Genomic DNA, 18317 nt, shown 5'->3' on the forward strand with positions numbered 1-18317 from the left:
TCTCACGCCAGCTGGCGAATCAACTCGGGACGAAAGCCTGACCAATGCTGTGATTCCGCCGCCACGACCACCGGCAACTGGCGATAGCCCAGCGATTCGACGGTCCGTACCGCCTCGGGATCCGTACTGATATCCACCACCGTGTAGTCGAGTCCCTGCTTGTCGAGGGCGCGATAGGTGGCGTGGCACTGCATGCAATTCGGCTTGCTGTAAATCTTGATGCTCATGAGAATGATAAGCCTTTGTTTTCGCAAATAAGTGAGATAAGACAAAAAACAATCGATCAGGGACGACGCGCCGCCCTCTCGAGCACCGCGTCTCAATACACCACATATGGTAGTACAAACTGGAAGGTTCGCATAGATATTGACGGTGGCGTGGAAATTCGGTACGCGTCGCACCCCATCGCCATCCAGCCGCCCGGCAGGTGGGTAAGATGCCTCAGTGCCGCGCCAGATAGCCTTCCATCAGCCATTGCAGCGGCCCGGCCCGACGCGCGGCGCCCAGGGCCAAATGACGCACCAGACGCGCCGGGGGACGCGTATCGCCGTACAACGCCACCAGCGCACGCGAGGCATGCCACAGCGGGACGATCGCGCGCCGGTGGTGACGCGCGTAGCTCGCCAGTCCCGTCGCTGCGCCGACATCTGCCGTCGTCCCGGCGTGACTCGCCAGCGCCTCGACCAGGCGACGTACGCTGGCCAACCCCACATTGAAGCCATGCGCCGTGACCGGGTGCAGGCCCAGCGCCGCGTCGCCCACCAGGGCCACGCGATCGGCCACCAGACGATCGGCGTGGCTGACCGTGAGCGGATAATCGTGCAGCGCATCGAGGCACGTCATCTCGCCCACACAGCCCCGGTAAAGCCGTGTCGCCTCGGTCGCGAACGCCGTCGGCGACAACGCCTTGAGTCGCTCGGCATCATGCGGGGGCAGCGTCATCACCAACGACGCGCTGTCCCCTGCCAGCGGCAGCAACGCCAGGCCGCGCTCGCCGTGAAACCATGACCACGTCGTCTGCCGGTGGGGGCGCGAATGCGCCATGCGGCGTACCAGCAAACGCTGACCGGTATCGTGAACCTGCGCGGAGAGCCCCGCCAGACGGCGGGTGACCGAGAGACGCCCGTCCGCGGCCACCACCAAGCGTGCGGGAATCTCCCGCTGGTCATCGAGCCGCACGCTACGCCAGTCGGCGCCACCGTTCAGCGCTTGCACACCGTGCCCGGTGATGAGCTCGATACGCTCGTCACCTCGCACCGCCTCGAACGCGGCGCGCCGAATGAGGTGATTGGCGACGAGCTGGCCGATGCCGTGCTGTGCCTCGCCCCGCGCACTGGCCAGCGTCATGCCATGGGGCGGATCGCCGTTGTAGAGACGCGCCTCGCGAATCGGCGCCATGCGGTCCTCGGGAATCGCGACGCCCGACGCCGCCAGTTGCCCGCGCGAGGCATGCGTCAGGGCGATCTCGCGGCCATCGTCGTCGGGCGATGCCAGCGCTTCCCACGGCGCCCGATCGATCACCGTCACCGTCAGGCCAAGCGCCGCCAGCTCCAGCGCCAGGCACAGCCCGACCGGCCCCGCGCCGACGATGGCGACATCCCGGGTCACGACGTCCTCGCCAACGACATCCTTGATCGCGCTACCTCCGGCAGGTTGCGACATGCGCCCTCCACGTCGAATGAGCGTGCCCCGCTCGGGCACGTCGCCATCATAATCGGCACGATGCGCGCGCGACACAGGCGTGACAATGGGTCGCGACCTTACCGAAACGCACGACGGCCCGGCAAGGCCGGGCCGTCATCGGGAAAGCCGCCACGCATTACGCGATGGTGACCTCGGCGGAGAGGTAGACGTCCTGAATGGCGTTGAGCAGTTCGACGCCTTCGTTCATCGGTTTCTGGAACGCCTTACGCCCCGAAATCAGGCCCATGCCGCCGGCGCGCTTGTTGATGACCGCCGTACGCACGGCTTCACCCAGGTCGGAATGCCCCTTCGAGCCGCCACCGGAGTTGATCAGCCCGGCGCGCCCCATGAAACAGTTCGCCACTTGATAGCGAGCCAGGTCCACGGGATTGTCGCTGGTCAGCGCGTCGTAGACCTTGTCGTGGGTATGCCCGAAGCCGACGGCACGATAACCGCCGTTGTTCTCCGGCAGCTTCTGCTTGACGATATCCGCCTTGAGGGTCGCCGCCATGTGGATCGCCTGGCCGGTCAAGTCCGAGGCGACATGGTAATCCGTGCCCTCGTGCTTGAAGGCCGGGTTACGCAGGTAGGACCACAGCACGGTGACCATGCCCAGCTCATGGGCGCGCTCGAAGGCCTCGCTGATTTCCTGAATCTGACGTCGGCTCTCGGGCGAACCGAAGTAGATGGTCGCCCCCACCGCCACGCAGCCCATGTCATGCGCCTGCTCGACCTGCGCGAATAGCGTCTGGTCATAGATCGCCGGATAGGTCAGCGTCTCGTTGTGATTGAGCTTGAGCATGAAGGGAATCTTGTGCGCATAACGGCGCGCCACCGAAGACAGCACGCCCAGCGTCGAGGCCACGCAGTTGCAGCCACCCTCGATGGCCAGCTCGACGATGTTCTTGGGATCGAAATAAAGCGGATTGGGCGCGAACGAGGCCCCGGCGGAGTGCTCGATGCCCTGGTCCACCGGCAGAATGCTCAGGTAGCCGGTACCGGCCAGACGTCCATGATTGTAAAGCGTCTGCATGTTGCGCAGCACGTGCGGGCGACGGTCGTTTTCCGACATTACCCGATCGATGAAATCCGGCCCCGGCAGGTATAAATCTTCCTTGCGAAACGTCTGGCATTGGTGCTCCAGCAGCGTTTCCGCCTCAGCCCCCAAGAACCTTGCGATATCGGTCATCTAGCTTCCTCCCTGTCATCCAAGCCTGGCTATAAGCACGGCGTGGCAGCCGACACGCTCGTCAGGCTGGCACATGCCTGTGGAGCATAGCAATTCACGCGCGCCGCGTAAGCGCAAAGGTGATGCCCGAGCGCCACGTCGCGCTCTGGTATGATACGCATCAAGCTCCGACACCTGACATGCAAGGGCCTCATGCGCATGCTGTCCATCCTGCGTGGTTTTCTCGGCCTGGCAGCGTTCCTGCTGCTCGGCGACATCCTCGTCAGACTATTTGCGATCCCGCTCTCCAGCGGGGTAGCCGGTATGTTATTGCTCACCTTCTGGCTTTTGCTGCGTCGCCACCTGAGCCACGATCTGACTGCCGCCAGCCAACCGTTGATCGGCATGCTGGCGCTACTCATCATGCCCGGCGTGGTGGGCATCTTCTTTCAAGCGGGCGAATTCGCCGGACAATGGCCGACGATCTTCATTGCCTTGATCGCGGGCACGCTGCTCAGTTCGTGGACCACGCTGTGGCTGATGCGGCGCCTCGTCCCCGATACGCGGGACAATGCCCATGAGTGAGCTTTTACTTCGTCTCGAGTCTCTGGCCGGCGAGCTTCCTCAGCGTACGGAAACCGCCATCGTCCTGACCCTGGCGGCCTATTTCGCCGGCCTGCGCCTGTTCGCCTGGCTGCGCTCCCCTGCCTGGTGTCCGCCGATTCTGCTGGCCTCGTGCCTGCTCGCCCTGTGCCTGGCGCTGCTGCCACTGGACTATGCGGAATATCGACAGGGCGTGGAATGGCTGACCTGGCTGCTGGGCCCCGCCACCGTGGCCCTGGGCGTACCACTCTATCAGCAAGTGCATCACATTCGGGCGCTGTGGAAGCCGATCGCGCTCACCCTGCCGCCCGCCGCCATGCTTGCGGCCGGCTATGCGGTGGGCATCGCCTGGTTGCTGAATGCGTCGCCCCAGGTTCTGGCATCGCTCGCTCCCAAGTCGGTGACCGCGCCCATCGCCATGGGTATCACGCAAGCGCTCGGCGGCTCGGTTTCCCTGCTGATGGGCGCCTTGCTCATCACCGGGGTGATGGCCACGCTGGGCATTACCGTCATGGCCCGTGGCTGGCGACTGAAAGACGAGCGCATCATCGGCTTCGCGTTGGGCGTCAACGGCCACGCCATCGGCACCGTACGCGCCTTCGAGATCGGGCCCACCGCCGGCGCCTTCGCCTCGCTGGGCATGAGCCTGACGGGCGTATTCACGGCGCTCTGGCTGCCGTTGATGTGGCATTTCGTCGGGTAGGCCCTCACTGCAGTGACATGAACGCCCAAGCTGAATCGTGTCATGTCATGCCAACATCACGCGGCCTTGGGCAAGCAGGGCGTAACTGCGCTAACATCGGCGTTTCACTTCGAAGCGGGGCTCCCGAGCGTCTGTCCATGTCCTATCGCATCGCCATCAATGGTTACGGCCGTATCGGCCAATGTGTCCTGCGAGCCCTCATCGAACGCCATGCGACTGACCTGGTCGTGGTGGCCATCAACGAGCTTTCCGATCTCGATACCATCGCCTATCTGACACGCTACGACACTACCCATGGACGCTTTCCCGGCCAGGTGGAAACCCGCGACGGCGCACTGGTCATCGACGATCACGCCATCCGCGTGCTCTCCGAGCCCGACCCTGCAAAGCTGCCTTGGGCGGCACTTGGCATCGACCTGGTGCTCGAATGCTCGGGCAGCTTCAAGGACCGCGCCACCGCCGAGCAACATATCGCCGCCGGCGCTCAGCGGCTGCTGTTCTCGCAGCCCGCCGAGGCCGATGTCGACGCCACCATCGTGCATGGCATCAACGACGCCGAGCTGCGTCCCGAGATGCGTATCGTCTCCGCCGCGTCCTGCACCACCAACTGCCTGGTACCACTGTTGACGGTGATCGACGAGGCGCTGGGGCTCGAGCATGGCGTGACCACGACCATTCATTCGGCGATGAACGACCAACCGGTGATCGATGCCTATCACAAGACCGACCTGCGCCTGACGCGCTCGGCCATGCATTCGATCATTCCCGTGGATACCGGGTTGGCACGCGGCATCGAGCGCCTCATGCCATACCTGGCGGGGCGCTTCGAGTGCCTGCACGTGCGCGTGCCCACCATCAACGTCTCGGCCATGGACATGGCGCTCTCGGTGCGCGAGGCCACCTCGGCCGAGCAGGTCAACGCGTTGTTGCAGGCCGCCAGTCACGAGCGTCTCCACGGCTTGCTCGGCCATGCCCAGGAACCGGTGACGTCGGTCGACTTCAACCACGATCCGCGCTCGGGTATCGTGGACGCCACCCAGACCCGCGTGGCCGGCAGCCATCTGATCAAGATGCTGTGCTGGTTCGACAACGAGTGGGGCTTCGCCAATCGCATGCTCGATGTGGCGACGCACTGGCTGGCGCTTGCCGCCCAGCCCGCTCCCGCCACACCGACACGCGCCGCGCCCTCGACATCGCCGTTGTCGTCTGACATCCCTTCATCCAAGTGAGGAACACGCCCATGAACGTGCGCAAGATGACCGATCTGGATCTCGCCGGAAAACGTGTACTGATTCGTGAAGACCTCAACGTCCCCATCAAGGGCGACCAAGTCACCAGCGACGCGCGCCTGCGCGCCTGCCTGCCGACCATCCAGGCCGCGCTCGACGCCGGCGCCCGGGTGATGCTGATGAGTCACCTGGGCCGCCCCACCGAAGGCGAGCCCGCCGACGAGTTCTCGCTCGCTCCGGTGGCGACGCACCTCGGCAAGCTGCTGGGACGCGCGGTACGCCTGGAAAAGGACTATCTCGACGGCCGCGTCGAGATCGCCGACGGCGAGATCGTGCTGCTCGAGAACGTACGCTACAACAAGGGCGAGAAGAAGGACGACGAGGCGCTGGCCAAGACCTACGCCGCCCTCTGCGACGTCTATGTGATGGATGCCTTCGGTACTGCCCATCGCGCCCAGGCCTCGACCCACGGCGTGGCCCGCTACGCCCCCACCGCCTGCGCGGGTCCCTTGCTGGCGGGTGAGCTCGACGCGCTGGAAAAGGCGCTGGCCACGCCGGCACGCCCGATGCTGGCCATCGTCGGCGGCTCCAAGGTGTCCACCAAGCTCGACGTGCTCACCGCACTGTCCGAAAAGTGCGACCAGTTGATCGTTGGCGGCGGCATCGCCAATACCTTCATCGCCGCGGCGGGCTACAACGTCGGCAAGTCGCTGCATGAAGCGGACCTCGTCGGTCAGGCCAAGGCTTTCATGGCCAAGGTCGATATTCCACTGCCTTCCGATGTGGTGGTCGCCACCGAATTCTCCGAGCAGGCCGAGGCCACGGTGAAACCGGTCGACCAGGTCGGTGACGACGAGATGATCCTCGACATCGGCCCGGATACCGCCCAGCGTTTCGCCACGTTGCTCGAAAACGCCGGCACCATCCTGTGGAACGGCCCCGTCGGCGTGTTCGAGATCGATCAGTTCGGCAAGGGCACGGAAGCACTCGCGCGCGCCATCGCCGCCAGCGCGGCGTTTTCCATCGCCGGTGGCGGTGACACCCTGGCGGCCATCGACAAGTACGGCGTCGCCGATGATGTCTCCTACATTTCCACCGGCGGCGGCGCCTTCCTCGAATACGTGGAAGGCAAGCCACTGCCGGCCGTGGCGGCCCTCGAAGCCGCTTCCCGGTAATCCGGCTCACTACGCTACTACTTGCAACGACTACTCGAACCACTACGTCACGATCGGCGGCCTGCGGGCCGCCTTGTACTTCTAGAGGAATCACACTCCCCATGGCTCTGATCAGCCTGCGTCAACTGCTCGACCACGCCGCCGAACACGCCTACGGCGTGCCCGCGTTCAACGTCAACAACCTGGAACAGATGCGCGCCATCATGGAAGCCGCCGACCGCACCGACTCGCCGGTGATCGTGCAGGCCTCCGCGGGCGCTCGCAAATACGCCGGCGCGCCCTTCCTGCGTCACTTGATCCAGGCCGCCGTGGAAGAGTTTCCGCACATCCCGGTGGTCATGCACCAGGACCATGGCACCAGCCCCGGCGTATGCCAGCGCTCCATCCAGCTCGGCTTCTCGTCGGTGATGATGGACGGCTCGCTCATGGAAGACGGCAAGACGCCCGCCGACTATGCCTACAACGTCGACGTCACCCGTCGCGCGGTGGAAATGGCGCACGCCTGTGGCGTCTCGGTGGAAGGCGAGCTGGGTTGCCTGGGCTCGCTGGAGACCGGCCAGGCCGGTGAGGAAGATGGCGTCGGGGCCGAAGGGACGCTGGATCACAGCCAACTGCTGACCGACCCCGAGGAAGCCGCCCAGTTCGTCGCCGCCACCCAGGTCGACGCCCTGGCCATCGCCATCGGCACCAGCCACGGCGCCTACAAGTTCACGCGGCCGCCGACCGGCGACATCCTCTCCATCCAGCGCATCAAGGAGATCCACGCCCGCATTCCCGACACGCACCTGGTGATGCACGGTTCCAGCTCCGTGCCGCAGGAATGGCTGGAAGTCATCAACGCCCATGGCGGCGAGATCCCCGAAACCTACGGCGTGCCGGTGGAAGAAATCGTCGAAGGCATCAAGCACGGCGTGCGCAAGGTCAACATCGACACCGACCTGCGTCTGGCCTCCACCGGCGCGGTGCGCCGCTTCCTGGCCGAAAACCCCAGCGAATTCGATCCGCGCAAGTTCCTCAAGGCAAGCGTCACCGCCATGCGCGATGTGTGCATCGCACGCTTCGAGGCCTTCGGCACCGCCGGACAGGCCAGCAAGATCGCCCCGCTCAACCTCGAGCGCATGTTCGAGCGTTACGCAAGCGGTGAGCTGACACCGCAGGTGTCATAAGGCCCTTAGAGGCCGGGAGAGACTTGAGAGCGCCGCTGGCGCTCTCAAGTAATTCAGGGAAGGGTTACTGCTTGAGCACGAATGGAGCGGTGTACTGATCGACATTCTCCGGCGTGATGAGAATGCAGTCGAAGAGCTTCTTCTCGCCGTCGATGCCGGTCTCACCGGTACGGATGAATTTATCCGCCATACGAACCGCCATTTCAGAAAAAATCGCCACCGGCTGCAGGACCGTATAGGCCATTTCGCCTGCCTTGACTGCTTCCACTGCATCGGGCGAGCCATCGAAGCCGCCGACCACGACCTCGTCTAGCTTGCCTGCCTGCTTGAGGGCGGCGATGGCGCCCAGCGCCATTTCATCGTTGCCGCTGATCACGCCATCGATGTCAGGATGGGCCTGAAGCATGCTCTGCATCTTGTTATACCCTTGGGTACGGTCCCAATTGGCCACTTCAGAGGCCACTTTCTCAAGATTCGGGTACTGACTCAGCACTGTCTCATAGCCATTGGAACGCGTCGCGGCATTGTTATCCGACGGCGCGCCCTTGAGTTCCACGTACTTGGCCGAATCTCCCACGGCCTGAACCCACTGCTGAGCGCCCATTGCCGCCCCCTGGGCATTGTTGGAAACCAGTTGTGCCTTGGCCAGCCCCTTTTGGTTGATTTCCGCGTTGATGATGAACACCGGAATGCCCGCCTCAACGGCCTTGCGTACTGCCCCGATGGAGCCGTCGGCATTGGCGGGATCAAGAATGATGGCCTCCGCCTGATTGGTGATCGCGGTGTCGACCTGATTGCTCTCGGTATTGGTATCGCCTTTATGCGAATTCACATTGGCTTCATAACCCAATTCTTCGGCTGTTTCTCGGGCGATCTTACCCTCGGTAAACCAGTAGGGATTCGAGGTGTCGTTGACGATGATCGAGATAAGCCCCTTGTCCTGCGCCAGGGCTCCTCCGGTGAACAATGCCGCGCTTACGGCGAGCATTGCTATCAGCAGGCGTTTTCCTTTCATGTACATAATGGACCACCTTTACTCTTATGATTGTGCACCGGCTTTACCGGTCGTGCTTCCCGTCGCCGTCGAGCGCTCGGTAGCGCCTTCCGGTTGCGGTGAAGTCGTCGTGCCATCGGAAGCAGGCTTGCTGGCCTTCCGACTGCTGTACTGAATACTGTTGAGCATCACGGCCAGGATGATGACGGCACCGGTGAAGACCGTCTGCCAGTAGGCAGAGACGCCGATGATGACGAGACCATCCGATAAAAAACCGATCACGAAAGCCCCGAGCAGAGTGCCGCGCACGGACCCCCGTCCCCCGGCGAGCGCCGCGCCGCCTATGACCACACCGGCAATAGCGGTCAACTCATAGGTCGTACCGGCGGTGGGCCCGGCCGAGGTAAGCTGGGAGGACAACACCAGCCCGGCAATGGCGGCACAAATCCCGGACAGCACATAAACCGAGACCTTGACGCGATTGACCGGGACCCCGGAGAGTTCCGCCGCTCGCGCATTACCACCCGTGGAGTAGACCCACCGCCCAAAGGGCGTACGCGAAAGCGCCAGCATGGCCATGATCGCGACGGCCACCATCACCAAGACACTGATCGGGATGCCCAATAACTCATTGAAGCCGAGCCAAGCAAACCCGGTATTGCCCAGGGCCTCGCTCCCTTCGAGGTTGTTGTAGGTCAGACCATCGGTCATCAACAACGCGACACCACGCGCCACATAAAGCATGCCCAGCGTCGCGACGAATGCCGGCACCTTGAAGTAGGCGACAAGGACACCATTGATGGCACCCACGAATGCGCCCATGGCACAGGTCAGGATGACGACCACCCAAACCGGGGGATAAACGACGAAACCGAACATTTCCAAGGGAACGCCCTGCATCAGAAAGCCCGCGAAGACGCCTGCCAATCCAAGCGTCGACCCCACGGAGAGATCGATACCGCCCGTCAGGATGACCAATAACATGCCCAGAGAGAGCAACCCGAAAATGGCAACGTGGGACGACATGGTCAGGAAATTGTCGACCGAGAAATAGACAGGAGAAAGAATTGAAAAAATGATGATGATCGCGATCAAGGCGAAGAACGCACGCCCTTCCAGAAGCGCACGCTTTATATCGACACCGCCACCGAATAGTGTGCCGCGCTCATTGTCGTTATCTTGGCTGACATCAGACATTGTGATTATCTCCGCTTTATAAGTGGATCAAGCGACCACGGCCTCGCCCGAGGCAGCCATAATCTCTTCTTTAGTGGCGTCGGCACCGAATTCTGCCGCCACCCGGCCACGACTCATGACCACGATACGGTGAGCAATACTCAGGCATTCGCCGACTTCCGAGGTCGAGAACACAACCGCCAGACCCTGTTGCGCCGCCCCCTCGCTAAGCAGCTTGAAAACTTCGGCCTTGGCGCCTATATCGATCCCTCGGCTGGGCTCGTCGAGCAGCACCACCCGGGGATGCGTCGCCATCATCTTGCCGATCACGACTTTCTGCTGGTTGCCGCCGGATAACGACCCAATGGAGGCCGCCGCACCATCGGTCTTGATATGAACATTGCTGATCGACGCCTGCACCACCTGACGCTCACGTCCTCGCGAGGTCAGCAGCCCCTTGGTAAAGGCACCGATACTGGCAAGCGAGAGGTTTTCGCCCACCGACATCGTCTGCACCAGACCATCGCGCTGACGATCTTCCGGCACCAGCACCAGGCCGTTCTCGATACGCTCGGCAATACTCAGCCGCGTGATATCCTCACCATGCAGCAGAACCCGGCCCGCGCTGATCTCGCCACGCCCCGCCACGCTTTCGAGCAATTCGGTACGGCCTGCTCCCATCAACCCATAAATGCAGACGATCTCGCCAGCGCGCACGCTCAACGACACGTCATCGACAACGGCTCGCCCAGGGACCGACGCATCCGGGACGGTGATGCCCTCTAGCGATAAGACAGCTTCTCCCATCGCATACCCATCCGGCGGAGAACCGAGATCGAAGTTGTCCCCCACCATATTGCGCACGATCCATTCCAGGTCGATGTCCTCGCGGCGGGCATAGGCCGTCATCGCCCCATCGCGCAATACCACGGCATGATCGGTAACGGTCAGGGCTTCCTCGAGGTGGTGGGAGATATAAACGAGCGAGACGCCCCGGCTTTTCAGGTCACGGATCACGCGAAACAGCACCTCGACTTCGGAGGCACTCAACGCCGAGGTCGGCTCATCCATGATCAGAATGCGCGAGTCCACGGAAAGCGCACGGGCGATTTCGACGATCTGCTGCTGCCCAAGACGCAGATCTTCCACAGGCGTGAGTGGGTCGATGGGTTCATCCAGCTCTTCCATGAGCTGGCGCGTCTGACGCGCCTCCTCCGCGTAATCGACGCCGCCCTTGCCGACGATTTCACGGCCCATGAAAACGTTATCGCGCACGTTCAAATTGGGCGCGAGGCTGAGCTCCTGGTGAATGATCGATATCCCCTGGCGCTGTGCTTCCGTGGTCGACGAGAAGTGAACCGGTTCGCCCTCGAGAATGATGTCCCCCGAGGATGGTTGCATCACACCCGAGAGGATCTTCATCAGCGTCGACTTCCCCGCACCATTCTCACCGAAAAGTGTCGTCACCTGTCCGTAATGAACATCGAAATTGACATTCTTCAAGGCATGAACGTTACCGAAGGACTTGGCGATATTGTGCGCTGAAAGAATCACCCTTCCCAGCGCCGCGTCTTGGCTAACTGCCTGCTCGTTCATCGCTCACCCCGGCTCATTTAACGTCAAACGCAACCGGCGTAATGAGCCAGTTAGCGGGATTGATCAACTGGAAAACGCCCTTCACCGTTACGGTCTTTCCTTTAAGACTCTGTGTATCGATATCCGATAGAACCTGGGCTTTCATGGCATTGTTCAGAGCGGATCCCGCATTCTGGTATTCGATCTGATTCTTGAATTGACCGAACTCGATCTTCCCCGTGGCATCGCGTAATGCTGTGCCATAGATAGCAGGGCCCGTCTGAACACGAATCGTCACATCGTCCGGCACCTCATCGGATTTGATTTCATACGTGCCCGACTCTCCCTTGCCGACGACTCCGGTAACGGTCACCGGAATAATGGAACCGATGCCCGATGGCACACCATATCGCTCAGCGGCAGCACTCTTGTCTTTCTCGATGGCACTCGCCAACTTGCCGACACTGACGGCATTTTCCTCGACATAGCGACGAATCTCGGGAAACGTCTCCTCGGCGAATTGCGCCAGTTTCGAGGCTCCACTCTCCTCTTCCGCCTCGATCGGCACCACCGTGGTATCCCAGGCCATGACGGCAAGCAGGACGACCGCAACGCTGATCATCACCGCCCTGCCGCGTCTTTTTCGCCATTGTTTAGTGGGCATCACAGCCGTATGTGAAGTCATGATAAAGCGCCCCCTGGCGTCGCTGATGAATAGTGTTCAAGTTCTGCGCCGGATCACGGTCATGACCGTCACGCAGGACACGCGACATCATCACGCACCGGGCATTAAAATGATCTTGAGTGCGCTGCTGTCGTGTTTCATCAGCTCGATGCCCTTGTGGAAATCCGCCAGCGGCAGCTTGTGGGTCACCACACCTTCGGTGGGAAAGTCACCGCTTTCGATGCCCTCGATGACATGCGGATAACAGTAAGGTCCCAGGTGCGAACCGAGCACATCCAGCTCCTTGCGGTCACTGATGATGCTCCAATCGACTGTCACTGGATCCTTGAACACACTGAACTCGACGAAGCGGCCCAGCTTGCGCAACATCGCCAGTCCCTGCTCCACGGACTTGGGCGCACCGGTCGCCTCGATGTAGATGTCACAGCCATAGCCGTCGGTCATGTCCTTGACGATCTGGACAACGTCTTCCTCACTCGGATTGAGCACCATGTCGGCGCCGAACTTCTTGGCCAGCTCCAGGCGCTCGCCGTGCAGATCAAGCACCACCAGCTTGGCGGGGCCGGATTTCTTGGCGGGACCGATCATGCCTAGCCCCAACGTTCCTGCGCCGGAGAGCACCACGATATCTCCCAGTTGTATCTGCGCTCGCTCCACTGCGTGCATCGAGCAGGAAAACGGCTCGGTGAGCACGATGTTTTCCACCGGCACATCGTCTGGCAGCTTGTGGTTGATAGCTTCCTTGGGAAACTTCATGTACTCGGCCATGCCACCGTTGACGTTATTCTGGAAGCCATACACGTCGTGCTTCTCGCACATCCAGTACTGGCCACGATGACAGAAGCGGCAGTCCCAGCACGGCACGATCTGCTCGGAAATGACCCGATCACCGACCTCGAAACCTGTCGCGCCGGGGCCCATCTTGACGACATGCCCGATGAACTCGTGGCCCGGAATCATTGGCGCTTTGATATAGGCAGGCTGATCTTCGTCGCCCCAGAAACTCGGTGCGCCTTCATACGCCTTGAGGTCACCGGCGCAGATACCACAGGCTTCGACCTTGACCAGAATTTCCTTCTCTCCGATCTCGGGGACCGCAACGGTTTCCAGACGATAATCTTCCGGTGCGTAGGCGACGATGGCACGCATCGTGTCGGGAATGTCGGAAGGCAGGGTGGATGCGTCGTTCATGATGACCTCCATTGAGCTGGCGCTTATTTATCATTTGATCTCTTGTTGCTCAAATGAATTAACGCTTTTCAGTATAGCCAGGTCAATGCAGTCGGCGACTTTTTCGTCTTATACTTTAGGATTGCTATTTAAATTATTGAAAATAAAGAACTTTTAAGAAAGCCTGCGGCGAGGACTGCAAGCTGCACATAAGAAAGGCAAGGGGAAATCACGAACCCTATCCGTTCACATGTATTTATTGCTGTTCATATGAACGGATATTCACGAGGCTTGTCGGTATCTTGCTTCAACTCGCCGTCGAGGTCGTCGCCTCATCCAGACGCAGAATGGTATGGGCGTTGGTCACACTGGTGGCCAGGGTGTCGATGACGCCTGTACGTAGCGCCCCCAGGATCCCCGCCGCCTTGGTATTCTCGCTGGCAATGGCCACGACATCGGGAATCCGCGCCAGGTCGGTGATGGTCAAGCCAATGACACGTCCCTGCATGGGCGTTTCCGAGGGACGGCCATGCATGTCGATGAAATCATATCCCATCATGTCGCCCACGGTTCCCGAGAGCCGCGCCTCGGCGATCTCCTGAGGCGTGAACCAGCCCATGCGCACCATGTTGCTGTCCTCGCTGAGATCACCGACGCCGATCATGGCGATGTCCGCGCGCCGCGCCCGGTCCAATGTCTGGCGTACGGTGGGGTTTTCATACATCGAGTCGCGCAGCGCCGGATTCTGCACCAGCGCTGGCGCATACAGCGTCTCGCTATCGCCGCCATACTTCATCGCCAGGCGGCGACAGATATGGTCGGGATTCATGTACTCACCGGCGCGCAATGAGCCGCCAATGGCACACACGAACGAGCATTTACGCGCGCCGTGCTCGAAGACATTATCGGCCACCGCCCCCACGTTACGCCCCATTCCCACCGCCACGATCGAACCATCGTGCAACTCGCGCGACAAATGATCGGCCACCAGGCTGGCCACACCGGACCGCTGAACGTCAGGGTCGGCGTGATCGAGCGCAATCAGAGCACGCTTGATACCGAAGCGGCGTATCAACGCCTGCTCAAGCTCGGCACTCACCGCGGGATGCTGGCGCACCCGTACATCGACGATGCCCTCGGCATGCGCGCGCTTCAGCAGTCGCCCCGCCTTGACCCGGGAAATCCCCAGCCGGTTGGCGATGGCCTCCTGGGTCTCCCCCTCGACGTAATACAAGGTGGCGATTTCCGTCATCAGCGCGACATCGGCGCGCTCCACACGTTCACTCATGGCACTGCCTCATACGGTCCGCTCGAACGATGCGCACAAGATACCACAGCGAACAAGCGCACTCTCATCGATCAGACGCTCGAGGAGTCGCGAAAAGCCTCTCTTTCATACTCCAGGATGCGCTCGACTTTGGCACGCGAACCGCCACCGCCGAACTCGGTGTCCAGGAAGGTCGTCACCACGGCCTTGGCCAACTCCGGACCAACCACGCGGGCGCCTAGCGTCACGATCTGGGCATCGTTGCTGGAGCGTGCCTTGGCGGCTGAATAGGTGTCATGCGCCTGCGCGGCGCGAATACCGCGTACCTTGTTGGCTGAAATCGCCACCCCGATGCCCGTCCCGCAAACCAGCACGCCACGCTCGGCGTCCCCAGCGTCAATGGCGCGCGCCACCTTGACCGCCACGTCGGGATACAGCACCGGCTCGGCGTTATAGGTACCGTAATCGATAGGCTCATACCCCAGAGCGCGAATGTGCTCGATCAGCAAGGTCTTGAGCTCGAACGCGGCCTCGTCGCCGCCCAGTGCAATACGCATTGTCGGCACGCGGCCTGCCATGCTTGAGTCTGACATGTGTCGTCTCCCGTGATGAGTCCTCCCGCTTGCGATCGGCATGCAGTGATCGCTCGCGATAATGTTCAAAATATCACTAACCGAACATTTGTAAAATTCTCGATCACGAAAAGTCATATCAATCCCCGAGCCACTCTCTTGTCCAGCTTCCAGGAAAAGAAATAAAAAATCTTTTATTTCAAACTTCTACCTTAAAGAAGCGCTTTCAAGCCTGTTATTCACGACCAAAGTCTCAGATATCGATACCGGCCATGCCTTGACAGCTCTGGGGCCCAAGCCTAAACATCTGTTCAGTGAAAGATCATTATATACTGCCCATCGAGGTGGCGGGCCGCCACGCCCCACCGTCGGCAACAACGAACAAGAGGAATACGCCATGCAACGCATCATCAATGACCCCGACAACGTCGTGGACGATGCCATCAAAGGTTACTTGCGCGCCTCGCCGAGCTTGTTTGCCGCCACCGACCATCCGCGTGTTCTCAAGTACCCGGGCAGCCCAAGCGACAAGGTCGGCATCGTCACTGGCGGCGGCTCGGGGCACGAGCCGGCGTTCCTGGGGTATATCGGTGACGGACTGTGTGATGCGGTGGCCATCGGTGAGATCTTCTCGTCGCCCACCGCCGATGCCTTCCTCGAAGCCTTTCGTTGCGCACCCCATGGCCAGGGCGTCGCCTGCCTGTACGGCAATTACGCAGGCGATAACATGAACGTGAAGATGGCCAGGCAGATGGCCGAGATGGAAGACATCGAGGTCAAGACCGTGATCGCACGCGACGACGTGGCCTCGGCGCCGGCATCGGAGCGCGATAAGCGGCGCGGCGTCGCCGGCGAGGTGATGATGTGGAAAATCGGCGGCGCGGCGGCGGCCCGCGGCGATAGCCTCGACGAGGTCATCCGACTGGCACAGAAAGCCGTCGATGCCTGCTCGAGCATCGGTGTCGGGCTGAGTAGCTGCACCATCCCCGCAAACGGTAAACCCAATTTTTCGATCGAACCCGGCCACATGGAACTCGGCATCGGCCACCACGGCGAACCAGGCATCGAGGTCGCGCCGCTGACCAGTGCCGAGGCTATCGCCGCGGCCATGTGCGACCCTGTTCTCGCCGACCAGGACTTCGCCGGCAGTGAGGTGGCCGTATTGATCTCGGGGCTTGGCGCCACGCCGGTAATGGAGCTCAATATCCTCTATGCACACATCGCCGAACGGCTCGAAGCTGCTGATATTCGCGTGCATCGTACGGACATCGGCAATTACTTCACCTCGCTGGAGATGATGGGCGCCACGCTCACGCTGATGAAGCTCGACGACGAGCTCAAACCGCTGCTGGACGCCCCGGCACGCTCGCTGGCCATCACGCAGCGCTGATCGGAACCGCTACCACGGAGACTCATCATGCACGTTCTGGACGCGACTCAAGGCAGAGAAATTCTCGAGGAACTGGTCGAGGTCATCGTCGACAACCGTCAATACCTGAGTGACGTCGACGGCGCGATCGGCGACGGCGATCACGGTATCAACATGGCCAAGGGCTTCCGGCTCTGCGGCGAATCGATCGCCGGTCAATCGTTGTCGCTTTCCAAGGCGCTGGGCACGCTCGCCACGACTCTGATGGGCTCGATCGGCGGTTCCATGGGCCCTCTGTACGGCAGCCTCTTCATGGGCATGGCCAAGTCGATCAAGGACAAGGACAGCCTCGATGCCAAGGATTTCGGCGACATGCTGGCCGATGGGCGCGAAGCGCTCGAGCAGATCAGCGATGCCAAGGTCGGCGACAAATGCCTGCTCGATACCCTGGTGCCCGCCATCGACGGCTACCGTCATGCTCTGGACGCCGGGGAGGATTTCCCCCAGGCACTGCAGGCATTGCGCAACGGCGCCCAGCAGGGACGCGATTCGACGCTCGACCTGGAAGCCAAGATCGGACGTGCGGCACGCCTCGGCGAACGCTCGTGCGGCCACCTGGATGCCGGCGCGGTGTCGTGCTGCCTGCTGCTGACCCGCTTGGCCGACAGCACCGAACGCCGCCTGGAAAAAGCCGCCGCTTGAGCACGGGCGGCTGCTTGCTCGGCTCCCCTCCATTTCTTAGCCCCCGACGCCATCTGGCATGTCGAGGGCCTTCACGCCCGCATATCGCGGCGGAGCACACCATGGTTTCACAGCTCGACTCACTCAAGGCACTGTCGCACGTGGTCGCCGACACCGGGGACCCGGCTGCCATCGAACGCTATCGCCCCGTCGATGCCACCACCAACCCTTCCTTGATCCTCAAGGCATTCGAGTTGCCCGGCTATCAGCCACTGATCGAGCGAATTCTGAGCGAGGAGCGCACCGAGACGCCGCATGACGCCCACCATTTGGAGCGCATCGTCGACCGGCTCTCGGTAGGCATCGGCAGCGAAGTTGCCCAACTCATTCCGGGGCGTGTCTCCACCGAGGTCGCCGCCAAGCTTTCGTTCGATACCCAGGCCAGTATCCGCAAGGCCCATGAGTTGGTGGCGCGTTACGAGGCACTGGGTATCGGCCGCGAGCGTATCTTGATCAAGCTCGCCTCGACCTGGGAGGGCATCCGCGCCGCCGAGGTGCTCGAGCGCGAGGGCATCCAGTGCAATCTCACGCTCCTGTTCAGCGACGCTCAGGCGCAGGCCTGCTTCGATGCCGGCGTGTTCCTGATGTCACCCTTCGTGGGGCGTGTCACCGACTGGTATCAGAAAGAAACCGGTCAAACGTTCTCCCCGGAGGACGATCCCGGCGTACGGTTCGTGCGCCAGGTCTGCGAGCGCGCCGATCGGGGTGGCTACGACACCATCGTCATGGGCGCCAGCTTCCGTACACCGGAGCAAGTCCTCGCCCTCGCCGGCTGTCATCGACTGACGATCTCCCCTGCCTTGCTGGAAACGCTCGAGGCGCGCGAGGGTGACATCGATGCCCAGGTCCGCTTTACGCACCCCGCAGCACAACCCGCCAGGCCCCTCGGAGAAAGCGCCTTCCGCTGGCAACATAATCAAGATCCCATGGCCATCGACAAGCTGGCCGAAGGCATTCGGCGCTTCGCCGACGATCAGGCCTGCCTCGAGGACTTGATCGCCGACCGGCTCGCTAACTGATTCACCGCTCCTGGAGGAGATA

General features: G+C 61.7%; 18 protein-coding genes. 8 read left to right on the forward strand and 10 right to left on the reverse strand.

The genetic code is table 11. The features are described 5' to 3' along the window. Positions 1 to 2: 2 nt before the first annotated feature. The 3 genes from nrdH to C8E00_RS09505 all read right to left on the reverse strand — a co-directional run bounded on the left by nrdH (position 3) and on the right by C8E00_RS09505 (position 2872). The gene (nrdH, locus tag C8E00_RS09495; protein ID WP_133697270.1) at positions 3 to 227 is read right to left on the reverse strand and encodes a glutaredoxin-like protein NrdH; all 225 of its coding nucleotides are present in this window, start codon (positions 225 to 227) and stop codon (positions 3 to 5) included. A gap of 214 nt (positions 228 to 441) precedes the next feature. Further along, positions 442 to 1662 carry a 5-demethoxyubiquinol-8 5-hydroxylase UbiM gene (gene ubiM, locus C8E00_RS09500; protein ID WP_133697271.1) on the reverse strand — a complete coding sequence of 407 codons (1221 nt, stop codon included), beginning with the start codon at positions 1660 to 1662 and terminating at the stop codon, positions 442 to 444. Between the two features lie 157 nt (positions 1663 to 1819). Next, positions 1820 to 2872, reverse strand: a complete 1053-nt coding sequence (locus tag C8E00_RS09505; protein WP_133697272.1) for a class I fructose-bisphosphate aldolase — start codon at positions 2870 to 2872, stop codon at positions 1820 to 1822. A gap of 192 nt (positions 2873 to 3064) precedes the next feature. On the opposite strand from C8E00_RS09505, the gene C8E00_RS09510 reads away from it, so the two are divergent. From C8E00_RS09510 to fba, 5 genes are all read left to right on the forward strand, one after another. Further along, the gene (locus tag C8E00_RS09510; protein ID WP_341765849.1) at positions 3065 to 3436 is read left to right on the forward strand and encodes a CidA/LrgA family protein; all 372 of its coding nucleotides are present in this window, start codon (positions 3065 to 3067) and stop codon (positions 3434 to 3436) included. Beyond that, positions 3429 to 4157 carry an LrgB family protein gene (locus C8E00_RS09515; protein WP_133697273.1) on the forward strand — a complete coding sequence of 243 codons (729 nt, stop codon included), beginning with the start codon at positions 3429 to 3431 and terminating at the stop codon, positions 4155 to 4157. The genes C8E00_RS09510 and C8E00_RS09515 overlap by 8 nt, the downstream gene beginning before the upstream one ends. A 137-nt stretch (positions 4158 to 4294) precedes the next feature. Continuing rightward, positions 4295 to 5386: a type I glyceraldehyde-3-phosphate dehydrogenase gene (locus C8E00_RS09520; RefSeq protein ID WP_133697274.1), complete on the forward strand. Its 1092-nt coding sequence runs from the start codon at positions 4295 to 4297 to the stop codon at positions 5384 to 5386. An 11-nt stretch (positions 5387 to 5397) separates the two neighbouring features. After that, positions 5398 to 6561 (forward strand): phosphoglycerate kinase, encoded by a 1164-nt coding sequence (locus C8E00_RS09525; protein ID WP_133697275.1) that lies wholly within the window; start codon positions 5398 to 5400, stop codon positions 6559 to 6561. A 101-nt stretch (positions 6562 to 6662) separates the two neighbouring features. Continuing rightward, positions 6663 to 7727, forward strand: coding sequence for a class II fructose-bisphosphate aldolase (fba, locus tag C8E00_RS09530; RefSeq protein ID WP_133697276.1), 1065 nt, complete (start codon positions 6663 to 6665; stop codon positions 7725 to 7727). Positions 7728 to 7791: 64 nt separating this feature from the next. On the opposite strand, the gene C8E00_RS09535 is transcribed toward fba, so the two are convergent. From C8E00_RS09535 to C8E00_RS09565, 7 genes are all read right to left on the reverse strand, one after another. After that, the gene (locus tag C8E00_RS09535; protein WP_133697277.1) at positions 7792 to 8748 is read right to left on the reverse strand and encodes a D-ribose ABC transporter substrate-binding protein; all 957 of its coding nucleotides are present in this window, start codon (positions 8746 to 8748) and stop codon (positions 7792 to 7794) included. An 18-nt stretch (positions 8749 to 8766) separates the two neighbouring features. Then, positions 8767 to 9918 (reverse strand): ABC transporter permease, encoded by a 1152-nt coding sequence (locus C8E00_RS09540; protein WP_133697278.1) that lies wholly within the window; start codon positions 9916 to 9918, stop codon positions 8767 to 8769. Positions 9919 to 9945: 27 nt separating this feature from the next. Then, on the reverse strand, positions 9946 to 11493 hold the full coding sequence (locus tag C8E00_RS09545) for a sugar ABC transporter ATP-binding protein (protein WP_133697279.1): 1548 nt from the start codon (positions 11491 to 11493) through the stop codon (positions 9946 to 9948). 13 nt (positions 11494 to 11506) lie between these two features. Next, positions 11507 to 12157 carry a DUF2291 family protein gene (locus C8E00_RS09550; RefSeq protein WP_133697280.1) on the reverse strand — a complete coding sequence of 217 codons (651 nt, stop codon included), beginning with the start codon at positions 12155 to 12157 and terminating at the stop codon, positions 11507 to 11509. Between the two features lie 90 nt (positions 12158 to 12247). Beyond that, entirely contained in the window at positions 12248 to 13348 is a 1101-nt protein-coding gene (locus C8E00_RS09555; protein WP_279586113.1) for an MDR/zinc-dependent alcohol dehydrogenase-like family protein, read from the reverse strand. A gap of 286 nt (positions 13349 to 13634) precedes the next feature. Next, positions 13635 to 14615 carry a sugar-binding transcriptional regulator gene (locus tag C8E00_RS09560; RefSeq protein ID WP_133697282.1) on the reverse strand — a complete coding sequence of 327 codons (981 nt, stop codon included), beginning with the start codon at positions 14613 to 14615 and terminating at the stop codon, positions 13635 to 13637. 71 nt (positions 14616 to 14686) lie between these two features. Continuing rightward, complete coding sequence (locus C8E00_RS09565; RefSeq protein WP_243833152.1) at positions 14687 to 15187, reverse strand: RpiB/LacA/LacB family sugar-phosphate isomerase; 501 nt, start codon at positions 15185 to 15187, stop codon at positions 14687 to 14689. A 376-nt stretch (positions 15188 to 15563) separates the two neighbouring features. Here C8E00_RS09565 and C8E00_RS09570 point away from each other — a divergent pair, with 376 nt between their 5' ends. From C8E00_RS09570 to tal, 3 genes are all read left to right on the forward strand, one after another. Beyond that, positions 15564 to 16556 (forward strand): dihydroxyacetone kinase subunit DhaK, encoded by a 993-nt coding sequence (locus tag C8E00_RS09570; RefSeq protein WP_133697283.1) that lies wholly within the window; start codon positions 15564 to 15566, stop codon positions 16554 to 16556. 27 nt (positions 16557 to 16583) lie between these two features. After that, positions 16584 to 17237 (forward strand): dihydroxyacetone kinase subunit DhaL, encoded by a 654-nt coding sequence (dhaL, locus tag C8E00_RS09575; RefSeq protein WP_133697284.1) that lies wholly within the window; start codon positions 16584 to 16586, stop codon positions 17235 to 17237. A gap of 101 nt (positions 17238 to 17338) precedes the next feature. Further along, the gene (gene tal / locus C8E00_RS09580) at positions 17339 to 18295 is read left to right on the forward strand and encodes a transaldolase (RefSeq protein WP_133697285.1); all 957 of its coding nucleotides are present in this window, start codon (positions 17339 to 17341) and stop codon (positions 18293 to 18295) included. Positions 18296 to 18317: the final 22 nt, after the last annotated feature.

Source organism: Chromohalobacter marismortui, assembly GCF_004364315.1.
In the GTDB taxonomy this organism is placed as follows: Bacteria; Pseudomonadota; Gammaproteobacteria; order Pseudomonadales; family Halomonadaceae; genus Chromohalobacter; species Chromohalobacter marismortui.